This is a genomic window from Streptomyces sp. DT190 (assembly GCF_049846985.1).
Lineage (GTDB): Bacteria > Actinomycetota > Actinomycetes > Streptomycetales > Streptomycetaceae > Streptomyces.
On the sequence record NZ_JBNCNM010000003.1, the window covers coordinates 179664 to 195921 of the forward strand.

Sequence of the window (16258 nt, forward strand, 5' to 3'; positions counted from 1 at the left end):
GGCACCCGCCCGCGTCACGCCTCCGCACGTCCCTCCGGAACACCGGACCCACGCCCCGCACCAAGCCCGGCCCACCCGCGGACCCGCCGCCCAGACACCACCGCAACGACCCACCCCGCACCCGCAACCAGCGCGGCACCCGCCCGCGTCACGCCTCCGCACGTCCCTCCGGAACACCGGACCCACGCCCCGCACCAAGCCCGGCCCACCCCCGGACCCGCCGCCCAGACACCACCGCAGCGACCCACCCCGCACCCGCAGCCCACGCCAGCCCCGCCGCCGCACCCGCGCGCTGCCCGCGTCCGCCCACGCCCGCACATCCCTCCCGGACACGGGACCCGCGCCCCGCACCAAGCCCCGACCCCACCCGCGAACCCGCCGCCCAGGCACCACCGCAGCGACCCGCACCACACCCGCAGCCCGCGCAGGACCCGCCGCCGCCCCCGGACCCCGCGGCCCGTTTCGTCCCGGTCGCGCGGCTCCTCAGGGGGTGGCCGTCCGTCGGGGTGCCTCGGGCCGCGGGGTCCGGGGGCGGCCGCTAGGGTGGCTGCGTGTCGTACGCAGGCCCGGACTTCGAACCTCCCCAGCCCCGCCGCTCCCGTCGCGGCCCTCTGACCGTCGCGCTCGCCGCGCTCGTGCCGGGGGCGCTGCTCGGCTGGCTCGTCTACGAGACGGTGGGCGGCTCGGGGGACGACGGCGGTACGAGCCGGGCGACCGTCGGGGCGTCCACGCCCGCCGCTCCCACCGGGGACGGCAAGCAGCCGGAGCCCTCGCCGACGCCCACGGCCTCCGCTCCCGCCGCCACCGGTCCGCTCAAGGGCAAGGTCGTCGTCATCGACCCGGGCCACAACCCGGGCAACTTCCAGCACCCGGACGAGATCAACCGCACGGTGGACATCGGCACCCACCGCAAGGAGTGCGACACCACGGGCACGTCCACCGACGACGGGTACACCGAGGCGAAGTTCACGCTGGACGTGGCGCACCGGATGCGCACCCTGCTGGAGAGGCAGGGCGCCACGGTGAAGCTGACGCAGGACGGCGACCGGCCGTTCGGCCCCTGCGTCGACGAGCGGGCCCGGATCGGCAACCGGGCGAAGGCCGACGCGGTGGTGTCCGTGCACGCGGACGGCTCGGGGGCCGGCAACCGCGGCTTCCACGTGATCCTGCCCGGCCCGGTCCGGGCCGGCGCCGCCGACACCCGGGCGATCGTGGCCCCTTCCCGCGACCTCGGCGAGCGCGTGGCGGGCCGCTTCGTGGCCGTCACCGGCAGCGCGCCCTCCAACTACGTCGGTGACGGCGGGGGTCTCGTCACGCGGAAGGACCTGGGCGGTCTCAATCTGTCAACGGTTCCCAAGGTGTTCATCGAGTGCGGCAACATGCGCGATAGCAAGGACGCGGCGTTGCTCACCAGTGGCGCCTGGCGACAGAAGGCGGCGCAGGGAATCTCTGAGGGAATCGTGAGTTTCCTGCGCGGGTAGGTGCGGACCGGCAGATCCCGGCGGACACCCTGATGGGGCGGACGATAGGGTCCTCCTTACGATGAGGGGCCACCCCCGCGCTTCACACCGAGTCCGGACGGCGACATGGTGACAGCGACGCCTCTACCGACGACGAGACGACCTACGAAGGACCTGAAGTGAATATCCGCTCCCTCACTCGGGGCGACGGCGTGGTGATCGGAGCAGCGGTATTGCTGTTGATCGCGTCGTTCCTCGACCTCTACTCGTTCGACAATGTCCCCGACAGCGTCGACCTCCCCAGCCTGTGGGGCAGCGGCCCGGTCGTGTTCAGCGTCGTGCTGGCCGGGATCATCGGCGCCGCGCTCGTCGTCGTCGGCCGGGGCCTGCCGCAGGCCCCGAAGATCGCGGGGCTGGAGCTCGTCCCGTTCGGTGTCGCCTTCACGGTGTTCGCCGCGTGGAGCGCGCTCGGCAACATCTTCGACGTGCCGGGCGGCTTCGACAACATCGGTGAGAACGGCAGTTCCGGCGCCCCGAGCCCCGGCATCGGCATGATCCTCGCCCTCGTCGCCACGCTGCTGATGGCCGCCGCCGCCCTCGCCACGCCCCTGGTCCCCGCCCTCAAGGGCGCCCTCGTCCCGGCCCCCCGCCCCGCCGCTCCCCAGCCCTACGGCGGCCAGCCCCAAGGTGGTTACGGCTACCCGGGCGCCCAGCAGCCCGGCGGCTACGGCCAGCCGCAGCCGGGGCAGCCGTTCGGCGGTCAGCCCCAGCCGCAGCAGGCCCAGGCGCCGCAGCCGCCGGCCGGGGACTTCTCCCCGTTCTGGTTCGCGGTGCCGGTGCCGCGTCCGCTGTTCGCGGAGGACGGTTCGCCGACGCCCATCGCCGAACTCGCCCCGGGCACCTGGTACCTGGCCGTCGAGCAGCGTGGAGCGGCCCTGGTCGCCCAGACGCAGGACGGCCGCCGCGGAGTCCTGCAGGACACCTCGGGCATCCAGCGCGGCTGAGCCCCACGGCCCCTCGCACGGCCCCTCGCCCTTCCGGGCGGGGGGCCGTCGCCGTACAGTCGTCGCCCCCATCGGCTGACACACCGTCAGAAGTCGGGCGCGCGGCTCGGACTCGCGCCTCGCGCCCGACCCGCACCCCCTGCGGGTGCTCGCCGACCTCGGCTCCCGCTGAGCGGCGGTCACCAGAAGATCGCGATCGCCTCCAGCGTCACCTCGCGGGTCTCCTCGCGCCAGCCGGTCATCTTGCCCAGGCAGCGGGCCGTGAAGGTGCCGGCCGGGATGGAGCGGCGGGCGTTCCCGGGGGCCACGACCCGCATGGACACCGGGGGCCGCTCCGCGCCGTACTCGGCCCGCAGTGCGAAGCCGTCGGCCACGTCCGGGACGCGGGTGAAGACGCCCTTGACGGAGACGAACTCGCCGATGCGGCTCAGGGTCACCGCGCGGCCGTCCGCCAGGTCGGCGGAGAGGTTCCGGTTGGGGACGACGGTCAGGGTGGTCAGGTCGGCGTGGACGATGGCGTCGGCCCGGTCGAAGGCCTCCATGACCACGCCGATCACGTTGATCGGCTTGTCCTTGCGCACGAACTTGCGGAACGTCTCCTGGCTGACGTCCCGCTTCAGCCGGAACCGGAACAGCCACGTCAGCACCCGGCTCCAGAAGCCGACACTCGTGTCGACCTTCGTGCGCAGCTCGACGGCCTCCTCCAGCGCGGACCGGTAGTTGCCGAGCTCCCACAGGTCCATCACCGCCTGCTCGTCCAGGTACAGGCAGATGCTGTACGCCGACTGCCAGCGCCTCAGGTGCCTGCGGCGCTCGCGGGCGTGGCGCACCAGGACCACCGCGAGCACCACGGTGCCGGCGGCCGTCACCAGCCAGACCGTCATCCACGGCCACCACAGGCTCCACCACAGTGCGTCAGTGACAGCCACGGATCTCCTTGAACGCCTCGGACAGGGACGAGCCGGCGGCCTCCACCATCCGTCCGCCCGTCCGTGCCGCAACGCGCCGCAGCTCGTCGGCGTCGGCCTCGCCGAAGTGGACGGGGTAGGTGGGAACGGCGGAGCGCACGGCGGCGGGCAGCGCCTGGTGGCGGCGCGCGAACTGCGCGTAGCTCAGGCCCGCGTTGTTCTCGCCGTCCGTCATCAGCACGAGGGAGACGGAGCGGCCGGGGTCGGCGGCCAGTTCGCGGGCCGCGGTGCGGTAGCCGTGGTCGAGGGCGGACCACAGGGCGGTGGCGCCGCCGTGGCCGCCCCGGGCGACGGCGGAGGCGAGGGCGTCGAGGTCCTCCGGCCCGGTGACGGTGACGGTCTTCTCCCCCAGGACCCGGCCGCCGAAGCGGACGACGGTCAGCCGCTCGCCCCGGTGGAAGCGGGTGAACTTGCCGGAGGCGGAGGGGTCCGCGCCGCTGAGGCCGGCGAAGGCCGCGCGCAGGGCGGCCGTCCGGGCCCCGCGCATCGAGCCGGAGAAGTCGAGCAGGAAGACCACCTGGCTCGTGGTGCGCCGGCCGGGGTCGCCGTAGTCCGCCAGCAGCGCGTCGACGACGGCGGCCCGGTCGGGGAAGTACAGGGCGTTGCCGACGGGTTCGCGCAGCCGCGCGTCCCGGGTGACGGTCGTGCTGACGGGGCGGCGCAGGGTCTGCCGCATGATCTGCCGCTGCACCGAGTCGCGGCGCAGCCACCGTGTGACCTTGTCGTACGCGGTGCGCCGGGCCGGGTCGAGCAGGAGCAGCGGGAAGTCCGCCAGGACCGTGCCGTCCTCGGGGCGGACGACCTCCAGGGGGCCGGCGAGGCGGCCGGAGGCGTTCAGGGCGAGCAGGTCGGACTCGTACGTGATGAGGGCGTCGGCCTCGTCCTGGTGGTCGACGTAGGAGTCGACGAGGGCGGGGCCGGTGTCGGCGGTGAGGGTCTGGCCGGAGCGGAAGCCGCGCAGCCGGTCGCAGGAGACGTCCTCGGGGCGCAGCGCGGCCCCGGTGCCGGCGGCGGCGGTGGCGACGCCGACGAGGGCGGCCAGTCCGCTGCCGGCGTGCCGCGGGTCGGCCATGCCGAAGCGGACGGTGCCGGTGGCGGCGGCGTCGGCGATGTCGGCCCAGGTGGGCCGGGAGCCGGCCACCCGGGCGCGCAGGTGCGCGGCCACGCCGGGCTTCAGGCCGACGACGACGGGGGACGTCATGGTGGGCGTGCGCTGCAGCCCTCGGGTCGCGTCGTTGCCGGTGAGGCGCAGATAGCGGTCGGAGGACAGCCAGGCGAGGTCGTACCGGCCGCGGTCCGGGGGGCGCGTCTCGGCGTCGGGCCGGTGCTCCAGACGCAGGTCGACGCCCGTCTCGTCCCGCAGCTGCGCCAGCAGCGGCGCCGGTACGGAGACGTCGGGGCCGGCCAGCACGCGCAGCCGCACCGGGTCGTCGCCGTCGCCGCCCGAGCAGGCGGTGACCAGGGAGGCGACGAGCACGAGGCAGAGGGCCGGCAGGCCCGCGCCGCGCCTCACCGGCCGCCCGTCCGGTCCGGGCAGTCGCCGACGATCTCGATCATCCTCTCCAGCAGGGGCAGGCTGGGCAGCACGGCCCGGGTGTCGTCGGAGGACGTGGTGGGCACCGGGATCTGCCGCTCGGTGAGGAACCGGGTGAGTCCGTCACCGGCCGTGCCGCCGCCGGCGTTGCGGGCGCGGAAGCCCAACTCCACGGCGCGCTGCTGGAGTTCGGGGTCCGTGCTGACGAGCTCGCCGAGCCGGGCGCCGTCGCCGGTCAGCGCGACGAGCTGGGGCTCGGTGACGAAGCGGGTGGACGGGTAGAGCAGGACGCGTTCGCCGTCGGGCACGCCCTCGGCGGCCTCGTGCCTGATCTGGTGGGCGAGGAACTGGTGCTCGTAGATCACCGAGACGGGGGCGATGCCCGGCCCGTCCGGGGACAGATACGTCTCGGCCCGCTCCGAGGACGGCAGGCCCTGTTCGACGAGGAGCGGCTTGATCTTCCGGGCGAGTCGCTCCGCCTCGGCCGCGTTGTCCGGCGCGTCGTTGCCGTGCTCGACGAAGGCGACGAGTCCGAGGTAGGTGCCGGCGGAGTTGGCCTCGCAGATGTCCGAGGTCTGGGCGAGGATCTTGTTGCCGTTGCGGACGCGGTCGCCGTGGTCGATCTCGTCCCAGCGGTAGCCGTTGTCCGGGTCGCGCCGGTCGCCCTTTCTCCTGCCGTGGGCCAGATCGAGGAACTTGCGCATGTCGAGGGTGTAGTACATCGGCCGCCCGCCGGGGCCCGGCAGGCGCCGCGCGACGCCCTCGGCCGCGAGGACCTCGGCGTAGTCGCGGTAGGTGGCCAGCACGATGGGGCTGACGAAGGGGCGGTAGAGCAGCACCGGACGGTTCGCCCGGGCGCGCTCGCGGCTGATCAGGTCGGCGGCCGGCTGGCCGGAGGGGAAGACGACGTCGTATCCCTCGTGGTCCTGCTGGGCGATCTCACGGGAGCCCATGTTGGTGATGTGCACCCGGAAGCCGTGCTTCATGAGCAGCCGTTCGACCTCGGGGTCCTGGAAGAAGTCCCGTTTCGAGGCCATCTTGGCCTCGATGGTGACCACGGTCCGCAGCGGCAGCAGGAGGTTCCCGGAGGCCACGAGCAGGGCCAGCCCGACGACCGGGACGGGCAGCGCCGACGCCAGCGCTCTGCGCAGACGCCGGCGCGGAGGTCTGGTGACGGTCAACCGCGGCTCTCGGGTTGCGGGTCTGTTCGCAGGCACCTGCGTCTCTCCCCCCGTGACACCGGCGCGCTCCCCGGCCGCCCGGGCCAGGATCGTCGGTGATGCGGGTGTACCCCGAACGACCGGGCCGGGAACACCGGTTGAACACGGCGGGAAACCCGCGACGGGTTTCGAACCGGCGGCGCGGGCAATCCGGTACCCATGTCCCCTCGATATCGCAACGGCGCGAATCAGGCCGGCACGATCATCGCGGTCGTCGCCGACATCATGGCCCTCATCCTGGGCCTGTGGATCCTGATGTACCTGCTGGACGCGAACCGGGCGAACGACTTCGTCCAGTTCATCCACGACGCGGCCCGCTGGCTGGCCGGCTGGTCGCACGACCTGTTCACCTTCGACGAGGCATGGGCCAGGGTCGTGGCGGGCTACGGCCTGGCGGCGGTGGTGTACCTGTTCGTGGGCCACGCCATCGCCAACCGGGTGCACCGGCACTGAACCTGCCCGCACGGGCGCGGGGGGGGGGGGGGGGGGCGCCCCCCCCCCCCCCCCCCCCCCCCCCCCCCCCCCCCCCTCTCCATGTCCGCGGGCTCATCTCGCCCACGGCGTCGCAGGCACCCCTCCCCGGCGGTCCGGGCCGTTCACCTGCGTACGGTGCCGAAACGGATGTCGTACGAGGTGTCCGGGTGCATGATCCGCAGCATCCGCTCCGCCTCGGCGGTGACCTCCTCGCGCCGCGCCGTGCCGAGCGGTTCGAAGGGCTCGATCACGAGGGCGTCCTTCTCCAGCCGCCACAGGCCCGCGAGGAAGCCGTCGACGAGGAGCGTGCAGTAGGCGATGTTGCCCTGCCAGCTGCGGCCGCGGTGCTCGGGCGGGACGACCCGGGTGCGGTCGGCGTGGGAGAGCAGCAGGTTGTCGAACTCGGGCAGGAAGCGCGGCGGGGCCTCGGTGTCCGGGTCGGGGCGCGGGGCGTCCGGGAGGTCGAAGAGCTCGGTGCCCCTGTCGTCCCGGAAGGTCACCAGGCGCGGGCGCAGCCGCTCGAACGCCTCGCCCAGGCGCGTCACTCCGGCCCAGGCCTGCATGTCGCGCACGGAGGCCGGGCCGAAGGCGGCGAGGTAGCGCAGGACGACCGCGTCGGGCGTGGCGGGCGGTCCGGCGGGGCGGCCGAGCCACCGCTCGGCGGTGGTGAGAGCGACCTGTCCGCTCCTGCCCCACAGGCCGCGCGGGGTGACCTGCACGAGCGGCAGGCGGCAGCGGGCGGCGACCGCCAGGGACTGCGGATCGGCGTCGGGCCACTCCCGCAGCAGGGCCTCGCGCAGCTGCTTCATGGTGCGCGGCTCGGCCTCCACGAGATCGCGGGCCACCCGGTCGAGGCGCTCCAGGTCGACGCCGTCGAGGCCCTTGCGGAAGTGCGCCACCTCCCGGTCCATGGCGGGTTGCGTCAGCGGCCGCAGGGCGAGGCAGTCGGCCGCGGTGTGGGTGTGGAGGGTGGAGCGCATGGTGACGATCCGGACGACCTCCCGGTCGGCCATCGGCCGCGACAGTTCCTCCGGCGTGAAGCCGTCGAGCCGGGCGGCGAGCGCCCAGTACGGCGGCTTGACGTTCTGCGCCTGCAGACCGACCAGGTGCTCGACGGCGCCGGCGGCGGACATCCGGGCGGGCCGCAGGAGCAACTGCCGTTCCAGGGTGGCACGGTTGAGGGCCCTGGTGCCGAGGAGGGGGGCCGTACCGGTGACGCTCCGCTTGGTCTTCGTCATACAGGGCACGGTAGCCGGGCTTGCGGACAGGTACTGTCCGCAAGCCTCACGCGCCGTCCGCCCGCCGGCCGGGCTCGGCGCCCTGGCGCAGGACCTGCTCCGTCCAGATGATCTTGCCGTTCGCGGTGTAGCGGGTGCCCCACCGCTGGGCGAGCTGCGCCACGATCAGCAGACCCCGTCCGCCTTCGTCGGTGGTCCGGGCGTGGCGCAGGCGCGGTGCGGTGCTGGCGCCGTCGGAGACCTCGCAGATGAGGCCGCGGTCCCGGATCAGGCGCAGGCAGACCGGTCCGGTGGCGTGGCGGATGGCGTTGGTGACCAGTTCGCTGACGATGAGTTCCGTGGTGAAGGCCAGGTCCGCCAGGCCCCACTCCTCCAGGCGCCCGACGGCGAGGGAGCGGGCGTGGGCGACGGCGGCCGGGTCGCTGGGCAGGTCCCAGGCGACGACCTGCTCCGCGGCCAGGACGCGGGTCCGGGCCAGCAGCAGGGCCACGTCGTCGGAGGGCGGACCGGTCAGCAGGGCGTCGACCGCGCCCCGGCCGATCTCCTCCAGGTCCGTGCCCCGCGTCGCGAGGGCGTCGCCGAGCCGGTCGAGCCCCAGGTCGACGTCCCGGTCGTAGGTCTCGATGAGGCCGTCCGTGTACAGGGCGATGAGGCTGCCCTCGGCCAGTTCCACCTCGACGGACTCGAAGGGGAGGTAGCCCAGGCCGAGGGGCGGTCCGGCGGGCAGGTCGAGGAGTTCCGCGGTGCCGTCGGGGGCGACGACCACCGGCGGGAGGTGGCCGGCCCGGGCCAGCGCGCACCGTCTGCTGACCGGGTCGTAGACGGCGTACAGGCAGGTCGCCCCGAGGAACGCGGCGCCCGCGGTCTCGTCGTCCGCGGCGGCGGGCTCCCGGTCGCCGGAGTCCCCGAGGTGGCCGATCACCAGGTCGTCCAGATGGGCCAGCAGTTCGTCCGGGGGCAGGTCCAGGTCGGCGAGGGTGCGGACCGCCGTGCGCAGGCGCCCCATGGTGGCCGCCGCGTTCATGCCGTGGCCCACGACGTCCCCGACCACCAGGGCGACCCGGGCACCGGACAGCGGGATCACGTCGAACCAGTCACCGCCCACCCCGCTGGGGGCGTCCGCGGGCAGGTACCAGGACGCCACCTCCAGCGCCGAGCCGCCGGCCAGTTCGTGCGGCAGCAGGTAGCGCTGCATGGAGCGGGCCGCGGCGCGCTCGCGCGTGAAGCGGCGCGCGTTGTCGACGGACACGGCCGCCCGCGACACGAGTTCCTCGGCGAGCCGTACGTCGTCGTCCTCGAACGGGCCCGTGCGGTCGGTGCGGGCGAACGTCGCCACGCCGAGGGTGACGCCGCGGGCCCGCACCGGCACCACCATGAGCGAGCGGAAGCCGAAGTCGCGCAGGGTCGAGCCAAGCGACTCGTCCTCGGTCACCCAGGCGCTGGCCGACAGGTCCAGGACGCGTTCCACCAGCGTCCGGCTCTCCCGCAGGCAGCGGGTCACCGGTGACCGGGACGCGCGCCGTACGGTCTCGCCCACCGCCAGGCTCGCCTCCGGGCAGCCCGCGCGCAGCGACTGCTGGCCCGCGCGGCGGATGACGGGCGTCATGCCCACCGGCCCGGGGGCCGGTTCCTCGCCGCGCATGACCGAGTCGAGCAGGTCGACCGCGACGAACTCGGCGACGGCCGGCACCGCCTCGTCGGCCAGTTCCTGCGCGGTGCGGGTGATCTCCAGCGTGCTGCCGATGCGCGCGCCGGCGTTGTTGAGCAGCGCCAGGCGCTCCTGGGCCCGCCACCGCTCGGTGACGTCGACGACCATGTAGGAGACGCCGACGGTGCGGCCCTTGCGGTCCCGCATGCCGAAGAAGGAGGCGGAGCAGGCCCGGACCCGGCCGGGGTCGAGGTGGCCGGGGGCGCGGTACTCGTGGTCCAGCACCGGTTCCCCGGTCTCCAGGACCTTGCGCATCTGCTCCTCGAAGGCCGCCGCCTCCTCCTGCGGCAGCACCTCCCGCACCTGGCGTCCCAGCCGTCGTTCGAGCGGGATGAGGCGCTCCAGCGGCTCGTTCACCCAGACGTAGCGCAGGTCCGCGTCCAGGACGGCCATGCCGACCGGCGCGTCCGTGAGCAGCGGCGCCACCATCAGCCGGCTGACGCCTCCGCCGGGCATCCGCCAGAAGGCGCGTTTCGGCGGCCGGCCGACGAACCTGCCGAAGACCAGCGCGGCGGCCGTGGCGACCAGGACGCCCGGGACCATCTCGTAGAGGCCCGACTCCAGAGGGCCGAGCAGGGGGTTGAGGTGGTCCCAGAGCAGGACCGTGGCCGCGCCCGACACGATCCCGGCCATGGCGCCCGCCCAGGTCATGCGCGGCCAGTACAGCGACAGCAGGACCACCGGCCCGAAGGCGGCGCCGAAGCCCGCCCAGGCCTGGCCGACGATGTCCAGCAGCCCGCCGCGTCTGAGCGCGATCACATAGGCCACCACGATCACCACGACGACGGCGGCCCGGCCGACCCGCACCAGCGTGCGGTCCCCGGCCCGCCGGTGCAGGAACGCCCGGTAGAAGTCCTCGGTGAGCGCCGTGGAGGACACCAGGAGCTGGCTGTCGGCGGTCGACATGATCGCGGCCAGCACGGCGATCAGCAGCACACCGGCGACCCAGGGCGTGAACAGGGCCCGCGCCAGGGCGATGTACACCGTGTCCGGGTCGCCGAGCGGGGGGTCCAGCCGGGCGATGCCCACCAGGCCGACGACGGTGGCGCCGGCGAGCACGACGGCGACCCAGGCCGTGCCGATGCGGCGGGCCGCCGGGACGGCCCGGGTGCTGCGGATGCCCATGAAGCGGGCCAGGATGTGCGGCTGGCCGAAGTAGCCCAGGCCCCAGGCGAGCAGCGAGACGGTCGCGACGAACCCGAGCGGCCCGTCCGGTGACCACTGTCCGTCGGCGTAGCCGACCCTGGCTCCCATGTCGAGCAGCCCCGGCGTCCTGCCGTCGACGGCGTCGCCCAGGGCCCCGAAGCCGCCGAGCGCCACGACCCCCGTCAGGGGGAGCACCAGCAGCGCCAGGAACATCAGGCTGCCCTGCATCACATGGGTGGTGCTCACGGCGAGGAAGCCGCCCAGGCCCGCGTAGACGACGATCACCAGGGCGGTCAGGGTCACCCCGAGACCGAAGCGGACGTCGAAGACCTGCTCGAACAGCAGTCCGCCGGCCACCAGGCCACCGGCGACGTAGACGGTGAAGAACACCAGCGTGACGGCGGCCGATACCAGCCGGAGCATCCGGGTGCGGTCCTCGAACCGCTCCTCCAGATAGGCCGACAGGCTGACGGCGTTCTCGGCGCGCTCGGTGTAGGTGCGCAGCCGTGGAGCGACGAAGAGCCAGTTGAGGTAGGTGCCGGCGACCAGGCCGACGGCGATCCAGCCGGCGCCGAGACCGGCCGCGTAGATGGCGCCGGGCAACGCGAGGAACAGCCAGCCGGACATGTCGCTGGCCCCGGCGGACAGGGCCGCGACGAACGCGCTGAGCCGGCGGCCGCCGAGCGCGAAGTCGGTGAACGTACGAGTGCGGCGGTACGCCCAGACACCGGTCCCGATCATGGCGGCCACGTACACGAGGAACATGGTCAGGATCGGCGCACTCACATCGAGCATGTGGTCCTCGCCTGCGCGGCTCAGGGGACGGGCACGACCGTCGGCACGCCTGGCATTTTGTCTGTCTCTTCGACCAAATGTACAGATCCCCGCCGGGAGTGGCCGCCCGGCGGGGCTGACGGGTCAGGGGCAGTCGTAGGTGAAACCGGTGCTCAGGGTGCGGGGAGCCGGGGAGATGATGCGCAGTTCGGCCCGGGCGGTCCGCTGCCCGGTGCCCTGGAAGGTCCAGCGCAGGTGCAGGCGTGCCCGGGTCTGCCCCCGGACCAGTTCCTCCTCCAGGACGCCCGAGGCGGTGCCGTCGCTGCGCACCCAGCGGTAGGACAGCGTGCCCGGGCGGCCGTTGGTGGTGACGAGGCCGGTCAGGTGCGCGGTGCCGCCGCAGCCGAGCACCGCGGGCCGGGCCGTGACCGTGGCCCCGCGGACGGCGAGGGGCGGCCCGAGGCGCTGCCAGGCGAGGAACGCGAGGACCCAGAGCACGACCAGCGCGGGCAGCGCGTGCCGGCGCAGCCGTCGGCGCGGGGGCCCGGCGGGAGGCGGCACGGCGGGAAGCGTCCGGTGGGCGCGCTGCGCGACGGCGGCGTTCACACCCGGCCCGAAGCGCAGCACGGTGCCCTCGACGCGGTCGGGCCGCGTCGGCTCCTCCTCCCCCGCGTCCCGCTCGACGCGGGTCTCGTCCTCCTCCGGCCGCACGATCCAGTGGCTGGCCAGCACGGTGGCGCTGTACCCGGTGTCGTCCGGCCCGGTTGTCCGGGCCGGGTCGGCGGGCGGGGAGGCAGCGGTCCGCTCCTCGGGGGGCACGGGGGTGTCGTCGCGTGCGGTCATCGCAGATCGCACCGCCGGGTGAGCAGCTGCTGCGAGGCACCGCCGCCGGCGGCGGCCGGCGTGGTGCCGGCCTGCACCGTCCAGTAGCAGCCGAGGGTCAGGAAGGTGTGGTCGACGGTGAGCGTGTACCGGGTGGCGCCGCTGCGCTCGAAGGTCCGGGGCGCGCCGTCCGGGGTGCCCGGCTGTCCCGCCGTGTCGCCCGTGAACCAGCCGACCGTGATCGTGAGGGGACCGGTGCCGTCCGTGGTGACGCCGAGGGTGGCGGTGGCGGTGGTGGGGCCCGTCTGGCGGAAGGACGTCACCAAGACGTCCTTCACCGCGGGGGCGGCGGGACCGGCGGGAGCGGAGGGGCCGTCGGGCGAGGGCGGGGCCGTGGCCGGCGGCTGCGCGGTGCTCTCGCCGCCGGGGCCGGTCCCGCCGCCGGCCGGGGTGCCGGACGAGGGCGGTCCGCCGGCGTCGGTGGCCGCCGTGCCGGAGGGCGACGCGCCGGACGATTCGGACGGCGACGGCGACAGGCCGCCGGCGGACGCGGTGGGTGCGGCGGACGGGGACGGGGAGGACGCCGTCGCGCCGGGCGTCGCCGACGGTCCGGCTCCGGCACCGGTGGTGGCCAGCGCCTCCGCCGCGCGCTGCGCGGCCGCCCCCGTCTCCTGCGGCAGGCCGGTGAGCAGGGCTCCGAGGAGCACGGCGGCGGCGGACACCAGCAGTCCCGGCCGGTCCGGCAGCCAGGACCGGTCCCGGCCGCGGCCCGTCCCCCCGCTCAGCACGGTGCGGGCGGTGTCCACGGTGCTCCGGGGCGCCTGCCGGGCGGAGGGCAGGAGCAGGGGCAGCAGGGCGACCAGGGCGGCCAGCCGGCCCCGGCCGCGTTCCTCCCAGTCCGGGCCGTAGGCGGCGCCGGCGGCGGCCTCCAGCTCGGTGACGAGGTCCTCGGCACGCTCGGGCCGTTCCCGCGGGTCCTTGGCCATGCCCCGGCGCACCAGGTCCCGTACCGGCTCCGGGGCCTCTTCGGCGGGGACGGGCGCGTCGACGTGCTGGAGCGCGAGTTCCGCGAGGTTCTCACCGGTGTACGGCTTGCGGCCCGTCAGGCACTCGAAGAAGGTGGCCGTGGCCGCGTACACGTCCCCGGCGGGCGAGGCGGGCGCGCCGGTCCACTGCTCGGGCGCCATGTAGGAAGGGGTGCCGGCCACACCGGCGGTGGTGCCCGCGTCCACCGCGATGCCGAAGTCGACCAGCTTGGAGGAACCGTCCGGCTCGACCAGGACGTTCTCCGGCTTGTAGTCGCGGTGGACGACGCCGAGACGGTGCGCGTCGGCCAGACCGAGCAGCGAACCCTTCAGGACCACGAGCGCGGCCTCGGGGCCGAGCGGGCCGCCGCGCCTGAGCAGCGCGCGCAGGGACACCCCGTCGACGAGCTCCATCACGATGGCGGCGCCGTCCGGGCTCTCCACGTACTCGTACAGCCCGGCGACGTACGGGCTCTCCAGCCCGCCGAGCAGCCGCGCCTCGGCCCGGAAGCCGTGCACGAAGCCCGGCCGGGTGCGCAGCGACTCGCTGAGGTACTTCACCGCGACCGGGACGCCGGTCTCCTCGTGGACGGCCAGGACGACCCGTCCGCCGGCTCCCGCGCCGAGTTCGAGCGACTCGGTGTAGCCGGGCACTTCCCATGTGTTCATCGCATCCCCCCGGGCCGCCGCCCAGCAGCGGGCGGCCGCACTCGGAGACACATCTTTCGGCCACCGCGGTTGCGTGGCCAGAAGGATGCGCGAGGCGTGCCCGGACCGTGACACGGCGCGCGGCCGGCGCCACGCGCACCACGGGCGCCGGCCCACCGGCGGGCGGGGCCGGGGGGCGGCACCCGAAAGGCGTCTAGTCCTGGCCCATGGCCCTGCGGACCGCGTCCTTGGTGCGGTCCATCAGCGCGGCGACGGGGCCCAGGGCCACGTTGGCCGCGCCGGACTCGACGCCCGGGTGCGGCCGGGTGGGAGCCATGGCCTCGGCGGCCTTCACGGCCTTGGCCATGGAGGCGAGGCCGGAGGTGTCGGTGCTGCGGCGGATGTGGGCGAACTCGTAGCGCTCCTCCGCCCGGGCGTGCTCCTGCACGTCCGTGCGCAGCTCCCGCAGCCGGGGCAGGAACTCCGGGTCGTCGGTGTCCATGTCGTCCAGGGCCGCGAGGGTCTCCTTGGCCGCGCGTTCCTCCGCGAGCCGGTCCTCCACGACCTGTTCGCCGCCCGGCAGCGACCGGCGGGCGAAGGGGTGGACGACCTCCTCCTCGGCGGTCTCGTGCACCGCCAGCAGCCGTACCAGGCGCCGGAACGCGTCCCGGCGCTCCTCGCCCTCACCGGCCTCCACCTCGTCGAAGAGGTTGCGGATGTCGCCGTGCTGGCGCATCAGGAGGGCGACGACGTCGGCGTCCGGTGCCCGGTCGTCGCCGGCCTGGGGGGTGTGGAGATCGGACATGACCGGCCGCCTCACTTCTCGCGCATCGCGGGGTCGGGGTGCTCGCCCTCGGACTGCACCCGGTACTCGCGGCCGAACATCGCGTCGTGCTCGGCCATGACGCGCTCGCTCGGCGGCTCCTCGCCGCCGTGGCTCTGCTCCTGCAGCTTCTCGAACCGCTCATGGGCCTCGCGCACATAGCCGGCGCCCAGGGTGGTGAGGTCCATCTGGGTCTCCAGCAGTTCGCGCAGGTACTGCTTGTTCGGCTCGAAGGTGAGCACGTCGGGCAACTCCGGCGCCAGGACCTCCTGCGGCTCGCGGCCGTCGTGCCGGCGCATCAGCTCGCAGGCGGTGTGCAGGTGCTCCAGCTCCATGTTCAGGTGCAGCTCCCAGATCGCCTTGACCTTGGGATCGCTCTCCTGCTCCATGAACGAGTAGTACAGGTAGCACTCGTTGTACTCGTGGTTGACCAGTTGCTCCCACCACGTCTCACCCGGGTCGACGAGGGACTCGTAGTGGGTGACGTGCTCCTCCTCGATCAGCCCGATCTCCTGGTAGAGCTGGCGGGCGATCGGCTCCATGTAGGTGGGGCCGGTGTTCATGTAGAAGTTCATGGTCTGCTGCTCCGCCGACATGATCGTCAGGGCGTGCAGCTTCGACAGGGGGTTCGTCCGGTCCTTGTCGTAGGGGTCTCGGACGTTGTCGGCCGGGTGGCGGTGGTGGTACTTCGTGGGGCGCCCCGGCATCACCTCGGTCAGCCCGTCGACGATCGACTCCGCCTTGCGGTGCTCGATCATCTCGTAGAGGTTGGCGTACCGGTACAGGTGGTCGAAGTCCTCCAGCACCCCGAACTGGTATGCCTGCCTGAGATAGGGGTCGGGCTCCATCCGGGCCACCCAGGCGGTCAGGTCCACCGCGACCTGCTCGTAGGCGATGGTCGTCTCCAGTACGGAGGAGACCCCGGGCAGCAGCCAGTTGACGGCCTTCTGCTGCTGCGCCTCGATGTACCGGGTCTGTGCCAGCTGCCGCTTGACCTCCGGGTCGACGGTGTTGCGGGCGAGCTGGTGGCTGAAGAGGATCGCCTCCACCTCGATGCCGTTCATGGTGATGATGCGGCAGCGGGTGTAGGGGTCGCAGCGGTCGGGGTCGATGGGCTGCACGTTCAGCTCGCGCCAGCTGCGCACCTGGCGGTCCAGCGGGATGCCCCGCTGCTCCAGTGGATTGAAGGTCACGGACGGTCTCCTGGGTGGGGGGAAGGGCACTCGCGCGGAAGGACCCACCAGGCCCGGCGAGCACGAGGGCGTCCTTCGCAGTCTTTCGACCGGGACACGGTCCGGCCACCGGTCACGCCCTGTCGACGTGCGGGTTCGGCCGGCCGGGTGACGAGAGGGCATCCGGCCCTGAAAGGGGTACCCGCGCCCTGTGGCACCCGGCGGGCGCCGCGGCGGACGCC

General features: G+C 74.1%; 12 protein-coding genes. 3 read left to right on the top strand and 9 right to left on the bottom strand.

Features of this window, described 5'->3' with window-relative positions; genetic code table 11:
* Positions 1-551: 551 nt before the first annotated feature.
* Positions 552-1481, top strand: coding sequence for an N-acetylmuramoyl-L-alanine amidase (locus ACPXCS_RS07670; RefSeq protein ID WP_425945243.1), 930 nt, complete (start codon positions 552-554; stop codon positions 1479-1481).
* Positions 1482-1639: 158 nt separating this feature from the next.
* Entirely contained in the window at positions 1640-2464 is an 825-nt protein-coding gene (locus ACPXCS_RS07675; RefSeq protein ID WP_425945242.1) for a hypothetical protein, read from the top strand.
* Positions 2465-2643: 179 nt separating this feature from the next.
* Here ACPXCS_RS07675 and ACPXCS_RS07680 read toward each other — a convergent pair whose 3' ends face one another.
* Genes ACPXCS_RS07680 through ACPXCS_RS07690 form a run of 3 tightly spaced genes read right to left on the bottom strand, consistent with a single transcriptional unit; the run spans position 2644 to position 6147 of the window.
* On the bottom strand, positions 2644-3393 hold the full coding sequence (locus ACPXCS_RS07680) for a hypothetical protein (RefSeq protein WP_425945241.1): 750 nt from the start codon (positions 3391-3393) through the stop codon (positions 2644-2646).
* A complete protein-coding gene (locus ACPXCS_RS07685; RefSeq protein ID WP_425945240.1) occupies positions 3380-4909 on the bottom strand; it encodes a substrate-binding domain-containing protein in 1530 nt (509 codons plus the stop codon). The genes ACPXCS_RS07680 and ACPXCS_RS07685 overlap by 14 nt, the downstream gene beginning before the upstream one ends.
* Before the next feature lie 32 nt (positions 4910-4941).
* Positions 4942-6147: a hypothetical protein gene (locus tag ACPXCS_RS07690; RefSeq protein ID WP_425945239.1), complete on the bottom strand. Its 1206-nt coding sequence runs from the start codon at positions 6145-6147 to the stop codon at positions 4942-4944.
* Positions 6148-6345: 198 nt separating this feature from the next.
* Between ACPXCS_RS07690 and ACPXCS_RS07695 the strand changes: the two genes are divergently transcribed.
* Positions 6346-6639 (top strand): hypothetical protein, encoded by a 294-nt coding sequence (locus ACPXCS_RS07695; RefSeq protein ID WP_031112118.1) that lies wholly within the window; start codon positions 6346-6348, stop codon positions 6637-6639.
* Between the two features lie 143 nt (positions 6640-6782).
* Here ACPXCS_RS07695 and ACPXCS_RS07700 read toward each other — a convergent pair whose 3' ends face one another.
* The 6 genes from ACPXCS_RS07700 to ACPXCS_RS07725 form a co-directional block, all read right to left on the bottom strand.
* Positions 6783-7898: a winged helix DNA-binding domain-containing protein gene (locus ACPXCS_RS07700; RefSeq protein WP_425944606.1), complete on the bottom strand. Its 1116-nt coding sequence runs from the start codon at positions 7896-7898 to the stop codon at positions 6783-6785.
* A 46-nt stretch (positions 7899-7944) separates the two neighbouring features.
* On the bottom strand, positions 7945-11547 hold the full coding sequence (gene putP, locus ACPXCS_RS07705; RefSeq protein WP_425944607.1) for a sodium/proline symporter PutP: 3603 nt from the start codon (positions 11545-11547) through the stop codon (positions 7945-7947).
* 123 nt (positions 11548-11670) lie between these two features.
* Positions 11671-12369, bottom strand: coding sequence for a hypothetical protein (locus tag ACPXCS_RS07710; protein ID WP_425944608.1), 699 nt, complete (start codon positions 12367-12369; stop codon positions 11671-11673).
* Positions 12366-14042 carry a serine/threonine-protein kinase gene (locus tag ACPXCS_RS07715; RefSeq protein ID WP_425944609.1) on the bottom strand — a complete coding sequence of 559 codons (1677 nt, stop codon included), beginning with the start codon at positions 14040-14042 and terminating at the stop codon, positions 12366-12368. Before ACPXCS_RS07715 ends, ACPXCS_RS07710 begins: the two co-directional genes overlap by 4 nt.
* 193 nt (positions 14043-14235) lie before the next feature.
* Positions 14236-14826 carry a hemerythrin domain-containing protein gene (locus ACPXCS_RS07720; RefSeq protein ID WP_425944610.1) on the bottom strand — a complete coding sequence of 197 codons (591 nt, stop codon included), beginning with the start codon at positions 14824-14826 and terminating at the stop codon, positions 14236-14238.
* A gap of 11 nt (positions 14827-14837) precedes the next feature.
* Positions 14838-16037 carry a hypothetical protein gene (locus ACPXCS_RS07725; RefSeq protein WP_425944611.1) on the bottom strand — a complete coding sequence of 400 codons (1200 nt, stop codon included), beginning with the start codon at positions 16035-16037 and terminating at the stop codon, positions 14838-14840.
* Positions 16038-16258: the final 221 nt, after the last annotated feature.

Bases quoted from the DNA above. Each gene is read 5' to 3' on its own strand.
- ACPXCS_RS07695 (WP_031112118.1), top strand. From the start codon at position 6,346: ATGTCCCCTCGATATCGCAACGGCGCGAATCAGGCCGGCACGATCATC.
- ACPXCS_RS07700 (WP_425944606.1), bottom strand. From the start codon at position 7,898: ATGACGAAGACCAAGCGGAGCGTCACCGGTACGGCCCCCCTCCTCGGC.
- putP (WP_425944607.1), bottom strand. From the start codon at position 11,547: ATGCTCGATGTGAGTGCGCCGATCCTGACCATGTTCCTCGTGTACGTG.
- ACPXCS_RS07710 (WP_425944608.1), bottom strand. From the start codon at position 12,369: ATGACCGCACGCGACGACACCCCCGTGCCCCCCGAGGAGCGGACCGCT.
- ACPXCS_RS07715 (WP_425944609.1), bottom strand. From the start codon at position 14,042: ATGAACACATGGGAAGTGCCCGGCTACACCGAGTCGCTCGAACTCGGC.
- ACPXCS_RS07720 (WP_425944610.1), bottom strand. From the start codon at position 14,826: ATGTCCGATCTCCACACCCCCCAGGCCGGCGACGACCGGGCACCGGAC.